This window comes from Chryseobacterium sp. NFX27, assembly GCF_049887855.1.
Classification (GTDB): Bacteria; Bacteroidota; Bacteroidia; order Flavobacteriales; family Weeksellaceae; genus Chryseobacterium.
Map to the genome: position 1 here is coordinate 150,011 of NZ_JAGEKK010000006.1, position 17,764 is coordinate 167,774.

Here is a 17,764-nt window from a genome sequence, read left to right on the forward strand (position 1 = left end):
TCATGTCTTCAGCTTATTTTAAAACAAACTTGGATCAAAAATTACAGGATATATATGTCCATCTGGGACATCATTATACCCAATACAGCAAAATAGGAGCATTAAACGGCCTGGCCGGAATTGCTCTTTTTCAGTTTTATTACGAGGAAAGTTTGGGACTGCACTCAGAGAACAGTCTTAAAACCATAAATTTCTGTATTGAAAAAATAAATGAAGGTCATTTTTCCGCTTCTTACTGTAATGGTTTGGCCGGCTTTGCATGGCTTTTAAATCATCTGGAAGAGTATAATTTTGTAGAAAAAGATGAATTCACCTCCATATTATCAGCAATAGACACCCAGATCGAATATTACCTGCAACAATATATTCTGCATGACAATTACGATTTTTTTCACGGAGCTCTTGGATGTATTTTTTATTTTTTAAAAAGAACTGCTCACAGCAGGGAATATGAAAAACAGATTTCCCTGTTCTTTTCAAAACTTCCCTATCTCTACAAAACAATCCGTGATTATGACCTTTGTAAACTTGCAGTATCTGAAACTATTGAAGGAAAGCTAAAAAAAAGACTTCATCTGGGACCTGCCCACGGCATATCCGGAATTATAGCAATCCTTGGTATAGCCTATGGTAAAAAGTATTTCCAGAAACAGTCTGAACAGTGGCTCGAAAAGTTTACCCAATTGGTTCTGGAAACTAAAATGCCGCCGGATTCCATATCTGTCTTTCCGATATGGATTGATTTAGAGACAGAAGAAAAGTCATTCAGCAGCTTAAGTTGGTGCGCAGGTGATATAGGTATAGGAGCAGCTTTACTAAATACTTCAACTTTACTTGGGAAGCCGGTATGGAACGTCCAGTCAGCAGATATTTTAAAAAAGGCAGCACAAAGAAAAGATATAACACAATCCATGATTAATGGCTACGGAATATGTCATGGTTATTTCGGGGCTTCCAGAATCTTTTCAAGGGCATATCATACAAATCGCGTCCAGGAATTTGAAGAAGCTTCCTTATACTGGCTAAAGAAAGGCATGGATTCGTTCATCATCACAAAAGAGTCCCCGATGAGCATTCTTAACGGATTAGCCGGAGCGGGATTAGTAATGCTTGATTATCAACAAGAAAAAATAAGCAGCTGGGACGAATGCCTGTTAATTTCATAAATAAAAATCATAATGAGTAAGTTTCCTTACAAAGTTTTAAATCAATATGTTCTAAGAACTCCATCAAAACCGCTTAACTTATTAACAACACTTTTCAAAGGCAAAGACATTCAGGAAGAACAGCTTAAAAACTTAGTGAATGACGTCTATTTCAAGGAAGCATTATTCCTGGGCTCTCCTTTACTTTACGCCACTCTTTTAAAGTGGCTGGAGGAGGGATTAAGCAAGGAAAAAGAAGAGAAATTAAAAATATCCTTACTTAAATATATCAGCAGAATGTCTTCACGCTGTACGCCTTTCGGATTATTCGCAGGATACTCCTTAGGACAATTTGGTGATTATAATGCAATAGAAATAAACACAGAAAACCAATATCTGAGATATACAAGGCTGGACATGCAATATCTCATTACCTTTTCCCAGTATTTGTCCGATGACAAAAAATTACGGAACAATTTTATCTACCATACCAATACCAGCATTTATAAAGCAGGCAGTCAATACAGGTATATAGAATACAGCTATCCCGGAGGACTACAGAGAGTTCATCACATCCAGGCCCTTGATGCTACACCCCATTTGGAATTTATCATCAACAAGGCCGCCAGCGGTTCCACTATAAATGCATTGGCTGAACAGATGACTCAGTACGATCCGGAGATCACCCCTGCCGAAGCCAAGCGATTCATTAACGAGCTTATAGATCATCAGCTTTTTGTAAGCAACATAAGCGGGGCCGCAATTGGAAATGATTATTTCACTTCAATCACCAATGTATTTTCCCGAATCAAAAATAACAGCTACAGTAAAAGATTTGCACAAATCAGCAATGAACTTGCCCAACTCGATAAAAAAATCCCCAACACAGTCGACATCTATTATACCCTGAAAAATAAGATTGATGAACTGGGGATAAAAACAGATCCTAAGTTTCTTTTCCAGACCGATTTATCCGTCACTGCAAAAACGAATGTTTTGGACAAAACTATCATTAAAGATCTTCAGGACGGCCTCAATATTCTCAATAAAATATCATTTATTTCACAGAAAAAAGACAGTCCTCTGCTGGACAACTTTATTACAAAATTCAGAATAAAATATGAAGACCGCGAAATCCCTTTATCAATTGCATTGGATAACGAAATTGGAATCGGCTACGGGATACATCCCAACATCATTCCTGGAAATCATTTTCTGGAAAGTCTCCAGATTCCTGTTCAAAGAAAAAAGAAGAACGAAATAAAATGGGATGCCGCCAGTGAGCTCTTTCATCATAAAATAACAGAGGCCCTCAGAAAAAATGAAAAAATTATTACGTTAACATCATCAGATATCCATCAAAATACAGATGAAATGTGGGAGGATATTCATGACACTTTCTCGCTGATGGCAGAGATCGTTCATACAGATCAGGAACAAAAAATCTTTTTCCATGGGTTCAGCGGGGCTAGCGGAGCCAATTTATTCGGAAGATTCTGCTCATCGGATTCCTCACTAAGAGAACACACCCAGAACATTACAGACATTGAAAAAGAAATCAGGAAAAATTTCATTATTGCAGATATATCACATATCCCGGAATCAAGAATAGGAAATGTCATCTGCCGTCCGGGCTTCGCAGAGTATGAAATCCCTTATTTATCCAGATCTGAAAAAGCGGCGGAATTCCAGCTGACCACCTCAGATTTAATGGTTTCTGTACGCAATCATACAATACTATTGCGATCGAAAAAATTAAACAAATACATCATTCCCCGCCTTACAACAGCCCATAACTATAGCAGCAATTCTCTTCCTCTATATCACTTCTTGTGTGATCTGCAGAACCAGGGAAACAGGTATGGACTTGGGCTGAATTTAGGATTAATGGAAAAAAATTACAAGTACATTCCCAGAATAGAGTACAAAAAATGCATTCTTAAAGCTTCTACCTGGAATCTTACCAAAGACGACATGCTTATCTTTACAAAAAAATATACCTCAGATGAAGAACTTTTTGATTGGATGAAAGAAACCCGAAAGGAATGGAACCTCCCTCAATACGTTTTGTTTGCTGAACATGATAATGATCTTCTCATTAATCTTGAAAACATCAGCAGTATAAAAATGTTGATAGATACCATAGGAACCCGGGAAAGTTTTACTCTTAAAGAATTTCTGTACACCGATACAGATCAGCTGGTAAAAAGAAACGGAAGCAGCTTTACCAATCAATTTATATTTACTTTTTATAATAACCAAAAACTTTCTGCAATAAGAAATGCAAAATAATATTCAGCGGATTTTTCCACCTGGCGATAAGTGGCTTTACTACAATATATTTTGTGGATATAATGCTGCAGATCATATTTTGATTGATCATCTTAATACTTTAAGCCTGTCTTTACTTGCTCAAAATCTTATTGACCAATGGTTTTTCATAAGATATAATGATCCTTCCTATCATATCAGGTACAGAATAAGGCTGAAAGATCAGGATCAGGTGGGTTTAATTATTAATACACTAAACAAATTACTGGAAAATCTGATGTCAGGTGAATACATATGGAAATTACAGATAGAAACCTATACGCGGGAGATTGAAAGATATGGCGCTTCAAGCATGGAACTGGCAGAAAAAATTTTCTTTTATGACAGCAGTATCATTATCAATATCATCAATTCTCTTAACGAAGATCAGGAGAATATCCGTAGTCTATGGGCATTAAAACTGATTGACCTTTATCTCTCTGTTTTTAATTTCTCTCTTTCAGAAAAATTGGAATTTGCAGAAAAACTCAGAAATCATTTTTACAGCGAATTTAATATTGAAAAAAATACAAAGAAGCAATTTGATAGACTGTATAATGAAAACAAGCATGCAATTGATGCATTTCTAAGTAAAAAAACGAAAAAAATAAATAAAGCCCCCTTGGCAGACGCTGCTTCAAAAATCCTCTCCCTGAAAGAAAAAAAGCGCCTTAATGTAGATTTCTACAGTATGGTATCCAGTTTTATTCATATGTCGCTAAACAGGCTTTTTACGGGAGACAACAGAATGCATGAGCTGGTTGCGTATGATTTCATATGGCGGTATTATAAAAAAGCACATTATTTCCACACAAGTACAAAGGATCATGGAAGCTGAAAAATACTACTCTTCTTTAAAAGTTTATTTTCAAAACAATGAGCCTGCTTCTCTCAGTACGGGCCTTAATGGCAGATGTGCTATTGCCATTTTTATGTTTGAATATTATAGGGTTTCCTCCGACATAGAAGCTTACAATTATGGAACAGAACTAGTAGAGACAGAGTTAAATGAAATAAACTTAATCCACAATGTATCGCTGTTTGACGGATTATGCGGAATAGCCTGGACGGTACAATATCTCTCAAAGGAAAAGATGATTGATCTTAATGCGGATTCTTATCTTTCCCAATACATCGAAAAACATTTAGAAAAATTCAGGGATTCTCATATCAATTTCAACCATCCTTTACAGCTAGAATATTTTAGTGACCTTCTTTTCTATTTTTCAGAAAGGATGTTTTATACGAGAAAGAAACTTCAGAAGGAGAATTATCTCCACATCTTAAATCAGACATTAATCATCCTTTACAACCAATTTATACAGATAGAAAAGTATAGCTCTCAACAAAATATATCCCTTGAAAGCCTGTTCCCAGTAATAAGATCCTGTGTATATGTATCTGAAACCAATTTTAAATCCCCATTAATCAATACACTGCTACAGAAAGCTTTACTCTGGATAAAAGACAGGAAAATTCATCAGATTCAAACAACCTATGAGCAATTTATTCTAAAAAAGGCAGTCCAATATGCTTCTTCATCACATCGGGGTATCGAAAAATTCACCTCTGAATTCAAACCTGATGAAAACGTTCTTAAAAAGGAAGAAAATACCTTTGGAATATGGAATAATAGCCTCACAAACAGTGCCATTAGAAATATTTCGGAATTAAATGCAAAAAAACACCCCGGGTTAAAGTGTATCTTAGAATCCACGTATAATTACTGATCATACGCCCGGGATTTTTGCTATATTTGTGTACAAAAAATTGAATATGGATTTTTACAAGATTTTGCTTAATGCACACAAAGGATTTGGGTACCTTGAACTTCTTTTGGTCTCGTTATTTATTATTGCCCTTTTAGCCACAATGTTTGGTTTCAGTGGTAAAGTGAACAAATTTTTAAAGAAGACTACTCTCTTTACGATGATTTTCTTCCATGTTCAGTTTTTAATAGGAATCATCATGCTGGTAATGAATTTTACAAAAGGATTGGATATGGGATCAGTCATGAAAAATGCTGACTTAAGATTCCAGTATGTAGAGCACCCGTTTTCTATGCTTATCGCAGCAGTACTGATGACCATCATCAACAAAAAAGTGAAGTCTAATGACACGATTTCCTTAGGAATTGTAATCATGGGACTAATTGCTGCAGGTTTATTTGCATTTGCCTTCCCTTGGACGAGAGTCTTTGGGGCTTAAAACATAAAATAATAAGTTATTAATGATCAATTAATAACTTTATAATAGTTTAACCTTAATTTTTAATTTAAATCAATGAAAGTAGCTGTAGTCGGTTCAACAGGAATGGTTGGACAAGTTATGCTGAAAGTTTTGGAGGAGAGAAACTTCCCTGTAACAGAATTAATCCCGGTAGCATCCGAAAGATCTGTGGGTAAGAAGGTGAAGTATAAACAGGAAGAATTTACCATCGTAAGCATGAAAGACGCTATAGCTGCCAAACCTGATATTGCTATTTTCTCTGCCGGAGGAGATACTTCTCTCGAATTCGCACCCCTGTTTGCTGAAGCTGGTACCACTGTGATCGACAATTCTTCCGCATGGAGAATGGATCCTACTAAAAAACTGGTGGTTCCGGAAATCAATGCCAGTGTTCTGACTAAAGAAGACAAGATCATCGCTAACCCAAACTGCTCTACCATTCAACTGGTAATGGTTTTGGGTCCATTGAATAAAAAATATGACCTGAAAAGAGTGGTTGTTTCCACTTACCAGTCTGTAACAGGAACAGGAAAAGCTGCCGTGGATCAGCTTAATGCTGAGATTAATGGAGATGACAGCGTTGCCAAAGTATATCCTTATCAGATCTTCAAAAATGCACTTCCTCACTGCGATGTTTTCAGTGATGATGATTACACGAAAGAGGAGATTAAATTGATGAAAGAACCTAAGAAAATTTTAGGTGATGATACATTCAATCTTACAGCCACTGCAGTGAGAGTTCCTGTTCAGGGAGGACACTCAGAAAGTGTAAATATTGAATTTGAAAACGAGTTTGACCTTGACGAAGTAAGAAAAATCTTATCCGAAACACCGGGCGTGGTGGTAATGGACAACGTGAAAAACAACGAATATCCAATGCCATTATATTCCGAAGGAAAAGATGAAGTCTTCGTCGGAAGGATAAGACGTGATCTTTCACAGCCCAAAACGCTCAACCTCTGGATCGTAGCAGACAATCTGCGAAAAGGAGCCGCAACGAACGCTGTACAGATTGCAGAATACTTAGCAGCCAACAACTTAGTTTAAACTAACAAAATAAAAAAGAGTCTCAGAATTGAGATTCTTTTTTTTATCAAACTATGGAAAATAAAAAGACCATTAGCCATAAAGACAAAATAGGATTTCAAAAGCTGATTGCCGCTTTTGGACTTATTCTTTTTGTAGGAAAAATTATTGCCTGGAAACTCACCAACTCCGATGCTGTATTTTCTGACGCCATGGAAAGCATCGTAAATGTTATCAGTGCATTCATGGGACTCTATTCCCTCCATCTGGCCGCCAAACCCAGGGATGAAGACCATCCTTACGGCCATGGAAAAGTAGAATTTGTAACATCTGGTATTGAAGGAGCTTTAATAGCCATTGCGGGCATCATGATCATCTATGAAGGCATCAACAGCCTCATCATGGGAAAAACGCTGAGCAAAATAGATCTGGGGATATGGATTATTGCCGCAACTGCCGTTGTAAATTATCTCCTGGGATATATCTCCATTAAAAAAGGGCAGGCAGAAAATTCCCTCGTTCTCGTATCATCCGGGAAACATCTTCAGTCTGATACCATTACGACATTGGGCGTTGTAATAAGCTTAATTATTGTTTATTTCACTAAAATATACTGGCTGGATTCAGTGGTAGCCCTTATTTTTGGATTTTACATCATCTACGTGGGCTATAAGATCGTAAGAAAATCTTTAAGTGGTATTATGGACGAACAGGATCCTGATCTCCTTAACCAGATCATCAGGGTGCTTGAAGAGAACAGACGGATAGAATGGATTGACGTCCACAATATGAAAATCCAGCAGTTCGGTGCCAACCTCCATATAGATGCCCATATTACGCTACCCTGGTACTACAGCCTTCGGGAAGCTCATAATGAAATGGAAAAAATGATTATCCTTCTGGCTAAAAACACAAAAAGAAGTGTAGAATTTAATTTCCATATGGACGACTGCAAAACAGTATCATGTCCTGTATGCCAGATCAAAGACTGTCCTGTCCGTGAAAAAGACTTTGTAAAAAGAGTAGAATGGACCCCGGAAAATGTTACCAGTATAGACAAACATACCATAGACTAAATTTGAGAGTCAGGGGGGTTTAGAGTTTAGTTACTGGTTGACAATAAGTAAATCAATGAATTTATCATCTAATGTCTGCTCATTCACGATTCACTTGCAAAGCAACATTCACAATTGACATTTCCAATCTTAACCTTATTCTAAAACTTGGGCAACTTGTAAGTTAATGGGTTTTCCCGTCTATTTGCCTGTTTTTTTCTAGCTGTTTTCTATAATAAAACATCGGGACGATCAAAAGTAAAGCCAGTGGCTGGATGACAAACCTTCTCATGTAAAAGGAAAAAAGATAGCCAATATCGAATCGGTCATAAATACAGTAAAGATAAATTGGAAAAGTAATCGCGAAGATAATGGCAATCAGCAATGCTCCCTGCACCGTCCACCGGCGGTTTTTAAAAAGACATTGAATGATCAGGCATGAAAGAGCAAGATTAAGGATAAACCTGAAAAGATGGCCTGCAATTAATTTCCCCCATTCAAACCGGGGAAATGCAATATTCTTAACCGCTTCATGAAAATACTCAAGAAAGGGGTCATAGAAAATTTTGTCCTCAAGCATCCTTACACTTATAAGACCGCAGATTCCTGCTATCACCAAAAGCCAGTTAAGAATTTTCATTTTTTAAAGCAAAGAATTTGATCCACACCAGCCAAAGAACCACAACAGTTCCGTAAATAACTGCCGGAAAAATAAAATCATGGAAAATTTTTCCATATTCCTGATAATCTACCAACACGATATTCAGCCCTACAATTCGAAGGAGATTCATAATGTAAAGCAAAACAAGTCCTGCCAAAGCAAAAAGATACGTTTTAGCCCCTTTATAAAATGCAAAAACAAAGGCTATAAACAAGATCATAACGGAAACAGCATTACACCCTTCCACCATTCTTGCCACATAATTTTTCTTTACATAAAACCAAACCTGTTCATTTTTCACATCATCATAAAGCAGCGTAGGAAATCCCGTCGCGTTTTGAATAGAGGCAACCTGGTCAGCAATCATCCGGGAAAAAGAATCCAGCCCATCTGCCTTACCGCTGTTCAGATAAAACTGGTATCCAAAAAGCAACACCAGATAAATGACGATGAACCTCAGCAAAATGTTTAAAACCGGTTTAAAATCCTTTAACATACTGCAAAGATAGAAATTAGACTGAAACTTAGGTTAATAAATATTTGATATCAAATTTTAGACACTAGATGTCAGACATTAGATTTTACAAAATAATTTAACTAACATCAACTTTCAATCACCATCCAGAACTCCAAATCCTCTAATAACTCTACTCCAACTCTAATACGCTCAAACCCTCAAACAACCAGAACACCAAACTCCCATTAAATTAGTATATTTGTTCCATATTATGACTTCCGAAAACGCAAAACGATTTTTTGAAAATTATCTGGGTGAAACATCTTCTGAGTTCGTTACGCTGGCTCAAAGTGGTTCCGCGAGGATGAATTTCCTGGCCAAATCCAACACCAGAAAATACATTGTCACCAGCAATGAAAATATCCCGGAAAACGACAGCTTTCTCTACTATTCTGAAATATTCTCAGAACTTGGCCTCAACACTCCTGATATTTTTGCTGTTTCAGACGACAGAAAAATTTATATTCAGGAATTTCTCGGAGAACAGACTCTTTCAGAGATCATTACAGCAGAAGGCCTTTCCGTTCATGTAAAAACATTGGTGAAGCAAACATTAGAAAAGCTTTTCCAGCTTCAGATCCGGACTCAGGGGAAAATTGATTTTTCGAAAACTTTTGAATATGAAAGGTATGATGAGCTTCCCGTAATTCACGATCTGTATTATTTTAAAAATTTTGTAGCTGATGTTCTGGAACTCGAGTACCGTAAATCGATCTTACTGAAAGAATTTAAACAGATTGCCAAACTCATAGAAAGTCTTGAACCTAAAGGCATCATGATCCGTGATTTTCAGGCAAGGAATATTATGGTTAATGAAGGTCGTAAAGTTTCGTTCATCGATTATCAATCTGCTATGGAAGGACCGTTGATGTATGATGTGATTTCTTTCCTTTTCCAAGCAAAGGCTGATTTCCCGGAAGATTTTAAAAATGAAATGCTTGACTATTACATCGGACAGTTTGAAAACGAAGAGATCAAGAGTCAACTAAAAAATTCGGTAAAACCTATTCAGATGATGAGATTTCTGCAGGTACTTGGGGCTTATGGCTTCAGAGGACTGATTCAAAGGAAGCAGCATTTCACAGCCAGTCTTGAAAAAGGAATTCAAAACATCACCCGGTTTGCTCAATCCTGGGAACAGATGCAGGATTATCCTGAGCTAAAGAAAGTCATAGAACAGTTGTCTTCGGAAGAATCAAAATTGAAAATTAATCGCATTTTAAATGCTTAACTTTTGACTACGATAAGGCTGACAGATTACAGATAATCGGTTATCAATAAAAATAAAGAAACCTTAATGGTTCAAATTAAAAAATAAAGAAAATGTTACACATCGACATACACAGTTTTTCCTACAAAAAAGGAGGAATTCCTAAAGACCACTCAGGAAATGGCGGAGGTTTTACCTTCGACTGCAGAGGAATTTTAAATCCCGGAAGAATTGAGGAATACAAAATCCAGACAGGAAACGATATCGGGGTTCAGGAATACCTAGAAACAAAAACCGAGATGCCGAAGTTTCTCGAGCTGGTAAAATCCATTATTTCAATCAATATCGATAATTATCTGGAAAGAGGTTTTGAAGACCTACAGATCAATTTCGGATGTACGGGCGGACAGCACAGATCTGTGTATTCTGCAATCAAGATCGCTGAATTCATCAAGGAAAAATATCCTGAAGGTATAGAAATAAGCCTTCACCATGACGAACAGCACCACCTGAATGCATAAATGGTCATTGATAAGAGATACATGATTACCACCATTTAAACATCAGTTATCACTTATCCCTTGCTCATTTCCTAATCATTCATCAATTATCATTCATCAATTATAAATAAAAAATGAAAGCTTTAATTTTTGCTGCCGGAAAAGGCACAAGGCTCAAACCTTTTACGGATCACCACCCAAAAGCACTGGCTCCGGTAAACGGCATCCCGCTTTTGGAAAGAAATATCAATTATCTTAAAGGCTTCGGAATAAAAGATTTTGTGATCAATATCCATCATTTTGGAAATCAGATTGTTGAATTTTTAAATAAAAACAGTAATTTCGGATGCAGCATTGAAATCTCAGATGAGACGGATGAGCTGCTGGAAACCGGTGGCGGCTTGATTTTTGCTAGAAGGTTCCTCGATCACGGGGAAGATTTTCTGATCATGAATGCTGATATTTTAACGGATATCAATATTAATGCACTCGTTGAATATCATAAAAAGATAAAAGATTTCGCTACTTTAGCGGTTTCCGACAGAGATAGTTCCAGAAAGCTGCTTTTCAATGACGATATGGTTTTGAGAGGCTGGCTTAATGTACAGTCGGGAGAGCAGAGGCTTGCGGAATTCAACAAAGGCTTTAAAGCTCTTGCCTTCAGTGGTGTTCATTGTATCAACCCTGCTATCTTTGAAAAAATAAAGAGAACCGGCAAGTTTTCTGTTATGGAAGAATATCTTGACCTGATGCAGACTGAACATATCCACGGATTTGTACATGACAGCATTCTGATAGATGTGGGAAGACCGGAATCTGTAATAGAAGCCGAAAAACATTTTAAATAAATTGCAATGGAAATGGATGGAACCAGGGATGAAAGCTTAGTAAATCCTGCGCTTGATATTAACGAAACAAAACTTCACAACAGTCTCAGACAGAAAACCTGGGACGAAACCATCACCAAAGACAGCTGGATGGTTTTCAAAGTAATGGCTGAATTTGTAGACGGGTATGAAAAGCTCGCCAAGATAGGACCGTGCGTTTCTATATTTGGTTCTGCCAGACTGAAGCCTGAAAGCAAATATTACGAAATGGCGGTTGAAATTGCGGAAAAGATCACCAAACTGGGCTTTGGAATCATTACCGGAGGCGGTCCCGGGATCATGGAGGCAGGAAATAAAGGCGCTTTTAATGCACAGGGAAGATCTATCGGACTTAATATCGATCTACCGTTTGAACAGCATTTTAACCCGTATATTAATAAATCCTATTCTATGAACTTCGATTACTTTTTTGTACGAAAGGTAATGTTTGTGAAATATTCTCAGGGATTCGTAGTCATGCCGGGAGGTTTTGGCACCCTGGACGAGCTTACGGAAGCAATGACTCTGATTCAGACCAATAAAATAGGCAAGTTCCCGATTGTTCTGGTAGGAAGTGAATTTTGGAGTGGATTACTGGATTGGTTTAAAGCAACACTGTTAAAAGAAGGAATGATTGCTGAAGGTGATTTAGACTTATATCGTGTGGTAGACACTGCTGACGAGGCTGTTGCACACATCAAGGCATTCTATGATAAATATTCTGTGAATGTAAATTTTTAATTGGCATATTATTTGTGACCTATAATTAGCAAGAATGATTGTAAATCTATTAATTAAGATGAAAAAACTTTTATATATATCAGGAATTTTAACATTTTTTGTGTTAATGAGTTTTATGTATGTAGACTTTTTCTCTTCAATGACCAAAGTTGATTATATAGATGGAAGCAAAACATTGAAGTTTACCACAAAAATGAATACCAACCATATTTCTGATGCTATTAAAATCAATCCCAGTACAGCAGGATTTGAAGCAGAGGTAAAAAAATATGTAAATAATAATTTTGATGTGTTCGTCAATGGATCTCCAAAAACTATAACCTTCACCGGAAGTCAGGTAAGCGGAGAAACTGTATGGGTGTATTTTGAGACCGGTGGTGTTTCCGATATCAATACCTTAAAGATTAAAAACACTATTCTTTTAAGTGCTTTTCCTAAGCAGATCAACATTGTTAGTGTTGCATACAAAGGAAGCCAGAAAGTAATGAACTTCCAGCGAGGCAAGGAAGTAAATGAAGTTTCTTTCTAAACGGAATAATTTAAAATATGGACCACTGCAGATGCAGTGGTTTTTTTGTTCCTTTATTCTTCTAAAGTCCTTCATAAACCTTTTTAAGGTCATATTCTATATCACTCTTATCATATTGAAAAGGAATTTTGATCAAAGACCAGGTTTCATCATACATGTTATATTTTGGATAAATACCGTGTTGGATAAGAGAATCTGTGATATCATATTTTTCGAGTAGAATAACTCCGTTTTCAATGTTTAAAGAGTCAAAAGCCACCAGGTATTTTCTGCCTTTTGTATACTCACCATTTGCTTTCAACTCTATAATATGGCCGCCATCATACATAAATTTAAAGTTATTTCCGCTTCTTCCTCTATCTGTATAATAACTTGAGGTCACAATTCCCACAGCATATTTGGTATTTTTAAGCATATTCTGATTGGGTAGACCAATCCTTAATTTAAACAAATATATATATATATTAAAAGGAGTACACTTCCTGTTATCAGTATTCCCCTTATTATTTTATTTTCCTGCATGGTATTAAGTTTAAAACAAAGTTAAAATAATTATCCAAGCATAAAAAAGGCCGTCCTATAAAAGACGGCCTGTATTTAAAATATCAGATCTTGATTATTGAACCTGAATATTATCTAACTGAATGGTCGTTGTAACACCAGGTGATGCTCCTGTATATTCGAACAGGATAAATCCGTTTCCTGTTAATCCGGCAGGTAAAGTATAAGTTCCCGCAGGAGTCAATGTACCATAACCAGTGGCAGGGGATTGTGGAATGGTAAATGCAGATGTAATATCTGTTTTTGTTGCCGTTGTAATATCTCCAAGCGGAGTATAATTGGTTGTGTAGTAAACTTTTAAAGCATTACCGTTCCAGAATCCGACGTTTACATCAAACTTCAGGGTATTGGCAGCAGTAAAATCAACAGGTACCGCAAAATACGTTAAATAATTCCCGGATCCTGAATTAGCTCCCAGCTGAATATACTTATTATTGCTGAAAGACTTTAACTGCCAGTATCTGTTTCCTAATACTGCATCATTTACATATTTAGGATACACTTCAAGATTAGTAGGATTCAGTGAGTAGCTTTCGAAGTTTTCAAGGAAAGAACCTGAATAAGCGATCTCTGTACCTCCTTTAGGTGGCGTTGGATCTACTCTTGTTCCGCCAAAATTAACGTCAGATAAGCTTCTGATCAGCATCTGCCATGTTGAATTATATCTGCTTACTACAAAAGTAATCGTTCCGCTTCCTTTTGGCACCAGCTCTCCTCCACTCTTGAAGAATCCTGAGTTTCTGATCACTGCAGTACCACCCAATTTATCTTCAATATTTCTGTCTGTATCCAAACCTTGGCCTCCTGCATCATAATCAAGATATTTTTTCTGAACTGGGAAGATCTCACTCATGCTGAACTGCACATCAGATACCGTCACTAAAGTATTGATCAGATTAGCCTGTTTTGCATCATTCAATGAATTAAGTTTTGTTGGAATAATAGTCTGGATATCCAAACCATTGCCATTACACACTCCGGAAACATATCTGCCTAAAAGAGCCTGAGGAATTCTGCCAATGGCGAAATTCGGATCTTCGGAACCAAGTTTAATCGATCCTCTGTCCAGTCCTAAACGTAGTCCTTTCGCATTAATTCTGATATGTGCACCTACCGGGAAGTCTGCAAAATTACTTGCTTTATCCACCTCGATCTGTAGACCTACACTAGGGTTTACCGTTTTATCCTGGAAAGAGATTGTTTTATAGAAATTTCCCTGAGCATCAGAAGAAACGATATAACCGTCGAAGATCTGATCTGTTGTAATGAGTTTATATCCTGTAGCAGGAGCCTGAGCTGCAAAATCAGCCATTGAAATGGTTGGCGCCTCAAATTTATTGGAACAAACAATTGGAGGAGTTTCCCAATCATCATTCTTTACACAAGAAGACACTGCAGACAGTACACCTACTGCTACGAATGCCGTTTTGAAAAAGTTAGTGAAATTATTCATTGTTATTTTTTTATTTATTAGAATCTGAATTGTAAGTTAACGAAGTACGAACGTCCCTGAGTATACCAGTATTTCGGTCCGAAAGAAGATTTAGGGCTATAGTAATCATAAGCGAAATCCATTGCTTTTGTCTCTCTTGTCTGCTCGAAACCTCCCGTGATGAATCTTCTGTTGTTCAAGATATTATTCACAGAAGCAGTCAACAATATATAATACTTTCCAATCATGAATGATTTCCCTGCATTAGCATTCAGAAAAAATGCAGAAGGAAGTTCTACCGGCTTCAGCATATCGCGTATATCACCATCTGTAAGACCTAAATAAGGAGTGCTTGAATACGGGTTTTGAATAAAGTTATTCGTTCTTAAAGCCGGAGCCGGATCCAGATAATTATTATCGAAATAATTCCAGTTTGCTCCTACCCACCAGTATTTCGGATTGTTATACCGGAAACCTAATGAGAAAGCTCTCTGAGGAGTCCCACCCTGCTTATAATCTTTCAGATATGCTTTTCCGAAAGAAGTCACACTGCTTCCTGAGGCATCAGAAACCAAATAAACTTCCGGATTATTTCTGTACGTATACTGGCCTAAACTTGCAAGACCCTGTAAAGATAAGGTAGGAATAACTTTTAGGTCAACACCTAATTCCACTCCCATATTTCTTTTCTCAAGATTAGACATCACCTGGGTAACAAATGCACTCTGTACCTGGGAAACAGATCCGTCAGGATTGGTGCTGCTCATCTGAATTCCGTCTGCAAAGAAACGCTGCACATTGGTTTCGTTCTGCGTATCGACAATATATCCTGATGCTCTTAATTTAAGGAAAGGCGTATTGATCACATAGCTTAAATCATTAGCTGTGTATACCGTACTTCTGATATTAGGGTTAACAAGGGCATTAATTCTGGGATTGATAAACAAATCTTCAAGGAATGGCGCCTGATTGTACATCGCTCCATTGTACACTAAGAAATTACGTCCGTTGATACGGTAAACAATCTGTCCTTTCAGACCGAAGTTCCAGAAATTGTAATCTTTACTTTTCCCATAAGAGTTTTCATATAAATAATGTTTGAAAAGACCTTCTCTGTTTGAAGTGGAATAGCCGGCCAAAGCAGAAACAAATACATCGAAATTTCCTGTAGAAAATTTCAGTCCCGGATTTACTTTCGCTTCCTGTCTTCTCAAAATATAATTATAAGTCATACGGTCTCCCACTCTCAGCTGAACATTAGGATCCAAAGTATTATAGAATCCTGTAGAGCCAGGTTTGGCCGATTCTTTAAACGGATCTACACCAATGGCATAATCTCCGCCTAAAAGATCTTTCATTTCACGGTAAAGCTCAGATCTGTAGTTCTGATAGGAAACGTTCATGACAAATTTCATACGGTCGTTGAAGTTGTACGTATAGTGCGTGCCAGCGTTGAAAATCTTATCATCACTTACATCATCTACAAGATATATCTTGGAACGTTTTCCTGATAACCCGTACAAACGGGCCATCTCAGCCTGGTCCGTAACATCGTTCTTTTGGTTATTGGCATAGATCTGTCCCCAGTTGATCTGAGTTACATTAGGATCTCCGTTCTGCCAGTTAGACATACTTGTATTATAGGCATCCCAAAGTGTATTATACTGCATGGGATCAGTTTCAGTGTTATTAACGGAGTTATAAATAATACTGTTAATATAATAACTTGGTAAGTTTCTGTAGTATGTAGGCGATGGATTGGTAACCCCATTCCAGTCTAAACGTGACCCTTTATCTTTTCCGAACTGGTAAGATGCAGTCGTCCAAAGGCTGGAGTTTTTATTGATCTTCCAGAAATCCTGCACCTGGAAAAGCGGCTGGAATCCTCTTCTGACCCTTTCACTTCTTTTTTCTCCATCCTGCCATCCCCAATAAGAGTTATAGTGTACTCCTCTGTAATCATAGACTTCCTGGGTACTCGGGCTTGCTGTAGATCTTCTGTATGGTGCACCGATAAAGTTGAAAGTCATTGTATGACTGTCACTGAATTTCTTTTCTACCCCCAAATAAGCGCCATAGGCATCATAGAAGGTTCCTTCCTGAATTCCTTCTTCCGCCCACCTTCTGGCTCCCATTACAGTAAACGCCCATCCTTTACTGTTCATTCCTGAAGTATATCGTAAAGATGTTCTGTTTCTGTAGTTTCTGTTGGTCAGGGATTGTGTAAACTGGAATCCTTTTCTATACTCACTGGCTTTTGTATTCTTGTACACAACAGAGCTGTTTCCACCAAAAGCGTATTCAGACGGGGAATGGTTAGATGCGATCTCCGGATATCTCGTGATCTCGTTCAGTCCACCCCAATTGCTGAAATCAACATTACCATTATCAGATTTTACCATTGAGACACCATTCAGCATAGATTCTCCTGTTCTTCCGTCAATTCCTCTTGGGCGGAACCAGTAAAACCCTAAATCAAACGCAGCAATTCTGCTGAAAATATCCTGAGAAGATTGTAGTAATCCTACTGTAGAAGCCTGTCCACTGCTGTTACTGTCATCATCATCATTGTCTATAATCGCTAATCCCTGATCTGCGCTTGTAAGTGTAGAATATAGAGTTATTACCCCCAGATCCTTTCTTTTCTCATTGGTTACGTCAAACTCCATCATTTTGGTTTCGAAGTTTGGTTTCGCAATCATAATTTGATAATGGCCCGGCTGCAGGTCTACAAACTGGAAGTATCCAATTTTGTCAGCCGTTACATCATTTTCGCTCCCTTTAAGATCTACTTCTGCCCTTTCAACAGGCTTTCCATCGGCATCCTTAAGATACGCAAACACAGTAGTCTGCGCAAAATAGAATGAAGCAGGAAGTAAAGTAAATAAAGAGACTAATGATAATTTTTTAATCATGAGTATATTATTTTTTTTAATACTTTTCTTCTTAATTCTCAACAGTTTAAAAGTTGGGGGCACAAAT

General features: G+C 37.3%; 17 protein-coding genes. 12 read left to right on the forward strand and 5 right to left on the reverse strand.

Going from position 1 to position 17,764, the window contains the following annotated elements; translation table 11 throughout:
• Window positions 1-29 precede the first annotated feature (29 nt).
• The 7 genes from J4Q03_RS08815 (at window position 30) to J4Q03_RS08845 (ending at window position 7,786) form a co-directional block, all read left to right on the forward strand.
• Window positions 30-1,166, forward strand: coding sequence for a lanthionine synthetase LanC family protein (locus J4Q03_RS08815; RefSeq protein ID WP_426047828.1), 1,137 nt, complete (start codon window positions 30-32; stop codon window positions 1,164-1,166).
• Between the two features lie 12 nt (window positions 1,167-1,178).
• Entirely contained in the window at window positions 1,179-3,437 is a 2,259-nt protein-coding gene (locus J4Q03_RS08820) for a lantibiotic dehydratase family protein (protein ID WP_426047829.1), read from the forward strand.
• Window positions 3,427-4,293, forward strand: a complete 867-nt coding sequence (locus tag J4Q03_RS08825) for a thiopeptide-type bacteriocin biosynthesis protein (protein ID WP_426047830.1) — start codon at window positions 3,427-3,429, stop codon at window positions 4,291-4,293. Before J4Q03_RS08820 ends, J4Q03_RS08825 begins: the two co-directional genes overlap by 11 nt.
• The gene (locus J4Q03_RS08830; protein ID WP_426047831.1) at window positions 4,283-5,185 is read left to right on the forward strand and encodes a lanthionine synthetase LanC family protein; all 903 of its coding nucleotides are present in this window, start codon (window positions 4,283-4,285) and stop codon (window positions 5,183-5,185) included. Before J4Q03_RS08825 ends, J4Q03_RS08830 begins: the two co-directional genes overlap by 11 nt.
• A 46-nt stretch (window positions 5,186-5,231) precedes the next feature.
• On the forward strand, window positions 5,232-5,663 hold the full coding sequence (locus tag J4Q03_RS08835; protein ID WP_426047832.1) for a hypothetical protein: 432 nt from the start codon (window positions 5,232-5,234) through the stop codon (window positions 5,661-5,663).
• A 75-nt stretch (window positions 5,664-5,738) separates the two neighbouring features.
• Window positions 5,739-6,731, forward strand: a complete 993-nt coding sequence (locus tag J4Q03_RS08840) for an aspartate-semialdehyde dehydrogenase (RefSeq protein WP_426047833.1) — start codon at window positions 5,739-5,741, stop codon at window positions 6,729-6,731.
• A gap of 53 nt (window positions 6,732-6,784) precedes the next feature.
• Window positions 6,785-7,786: a cation diffusion facilitator family transporter gene (locus J4Q03_RS08845; protein ID WP_426047834.1), complete on the forward strand. Its 1,002-nt coding sequence runs from the start codon at window positions 6,785-6,787 to the stop codon at window positions 7,784-7,786.
• A gap of 163 nt (window positions 7,787-7,949) precedes the next feature.
• On the opposite strand, the gene J4Q03_RS08850 is transcribed toward J4Q03_RS08845, so the two are convergent.
• Both J4Q03_RS08850 and xrtF read right to left on the reverse strand, forming a co-directional pair.
• Window positions 7,950-8,405, reverse strand: a complete 456-nt coding sequence (locus J4Q03_RS08850) for an exosortase F system-associated membrane protein (protein WP_426047835.1) — start codon at window positions 8,403-8,405, stop codon at window positions 7,950-7,952.
• Window positions 8,392-8,922, reverse strand: a complete 531-nt coding sequence (gene xrtF, locus J4Q03_RS08855; RefSeq protein WP_426047836.1) for an exosortase family protein XrtF — start codon at window positions 8,920-8,922, stop codon at window positions 8,392-8,394. The genes J4Q03_RS08850 and xrtF overlap by 14 nt, the downstream gene beginning before the upstream one ends.
• Before the next feature lie 232 nt (window positions 8,923-9,154).
• Between xrtF and J4Q03_RS08860 the strand changes: the two genes are divergently transcribed.
• From J4Q03_RS08860 to J4Q03_RS08880, 5 genes are all read left to right on the forward strand, one after another.
• Window positions 9,155-10,174, forward strand: coding sequence for an aminoglycoside phosphotransferase family protein (locus J4Q03_RS08860; RefSeq protein WP_426047837.1), 1,020 nt, complete (start codon window positions 9,155-9,157; stop codon window positions 10,172-10,174).
• 92 nt (window positions 10,175-10,266) lie between these two features.
• Window positions 10,267-10,674 (forward strand): RapZ C-terminal domain-containing protein, encoded by a 408-nt coding sequence (locus J4Q03_RS08865; protein ID WP_426047838.1) that lies wholly within the window; start codon window positions 10,267-10,269, stop codon window positions 10,672-10,674.
• Between the two features lie 113 nt (window positions 10,675-10,787).
• Window positions 10,788-11,501: a nucleotidyltransferase family protein gene (locus tag J4Q03_RS08870; RefSeq protein WP_426047839.1), complete on the forward strand. Its 714-nt coding sequence runs from the start codon at window positions 10,788-10,790 to the stop codon at window positions 11,499-11,501.
• Between the two features lie 6 nt (window positions 11,502-11,507).
• Window positions 11,508-12,260, forward strand: coding sequence for a TIGR00730 family Rossman fold protein (locus tag J4Q03_RS08875; RefSeq protein ID WP_426047840.1), 753 nt, complete (start codon window positions 11,508-11,510; stop codon window positions 12,258-12,260).
• 58 nt (window positions 12,261-12,318) lie between these two features.
• On the forward strand, window positions 12,319-12,789 hold the full coding sequence (locus J4Q03_RS08880; RefSeq protein ID WP_238639943.1) for a DUF6702 family protein: 471 nt from the start codon (window positions 12,319-12,321) through the stop codon (window positions 12,787-12,789).
• A gap of 61 nt (window positions 12,790-12,850) precedes the next feature.
• Here J4Q03_RS08880 and J4Q03_RS08885 read toward each other — a convergent pair whose 3' ends face one another.
• The 3 genes from J4Q03_RS08885 to J4Q03_RS08895 form a co-directional block, all read right to left on the reverse strand.
• Complete coding sequence (locus J4Q03_RS08885; protein WP_426047841.1) at window positions 12,851-13,204, reverse strand: hypothetical protein; 354 nt, start codon at window positions 13,202-13,204, stop codon at window positions 12,851-12,853.
• Between the two features lie 201 nt (window positions 13,205-13,405).
• Window positions 13,406-14,803, reverse strand: a complete 1,398-nt coding sequence (locus J4Q03_RS08890) for a DUF5689 domain-containing protein (protein WP_426047842.1) — start codon at window positions 14,801-14,803, stop codon at window positions 13,406-13,408.
• A gap of 17 nt (window positions 14,804-14,820) precedes the next feature.
• Window positions 14,821-17,697, reverse strand: a complete 2,877-nt coding sequence (locus tag J4Q03_RS08895; RefSeq protein ID WP_426047843.1) for a carboxypeptidase regulatory-like domain-containing protein — start codon at window positions 17,695-17,697, stop codon at window positions 14,821-14,823.
• Window positions 17,698-17,764 lie beyond the last annotated feature (67 nt).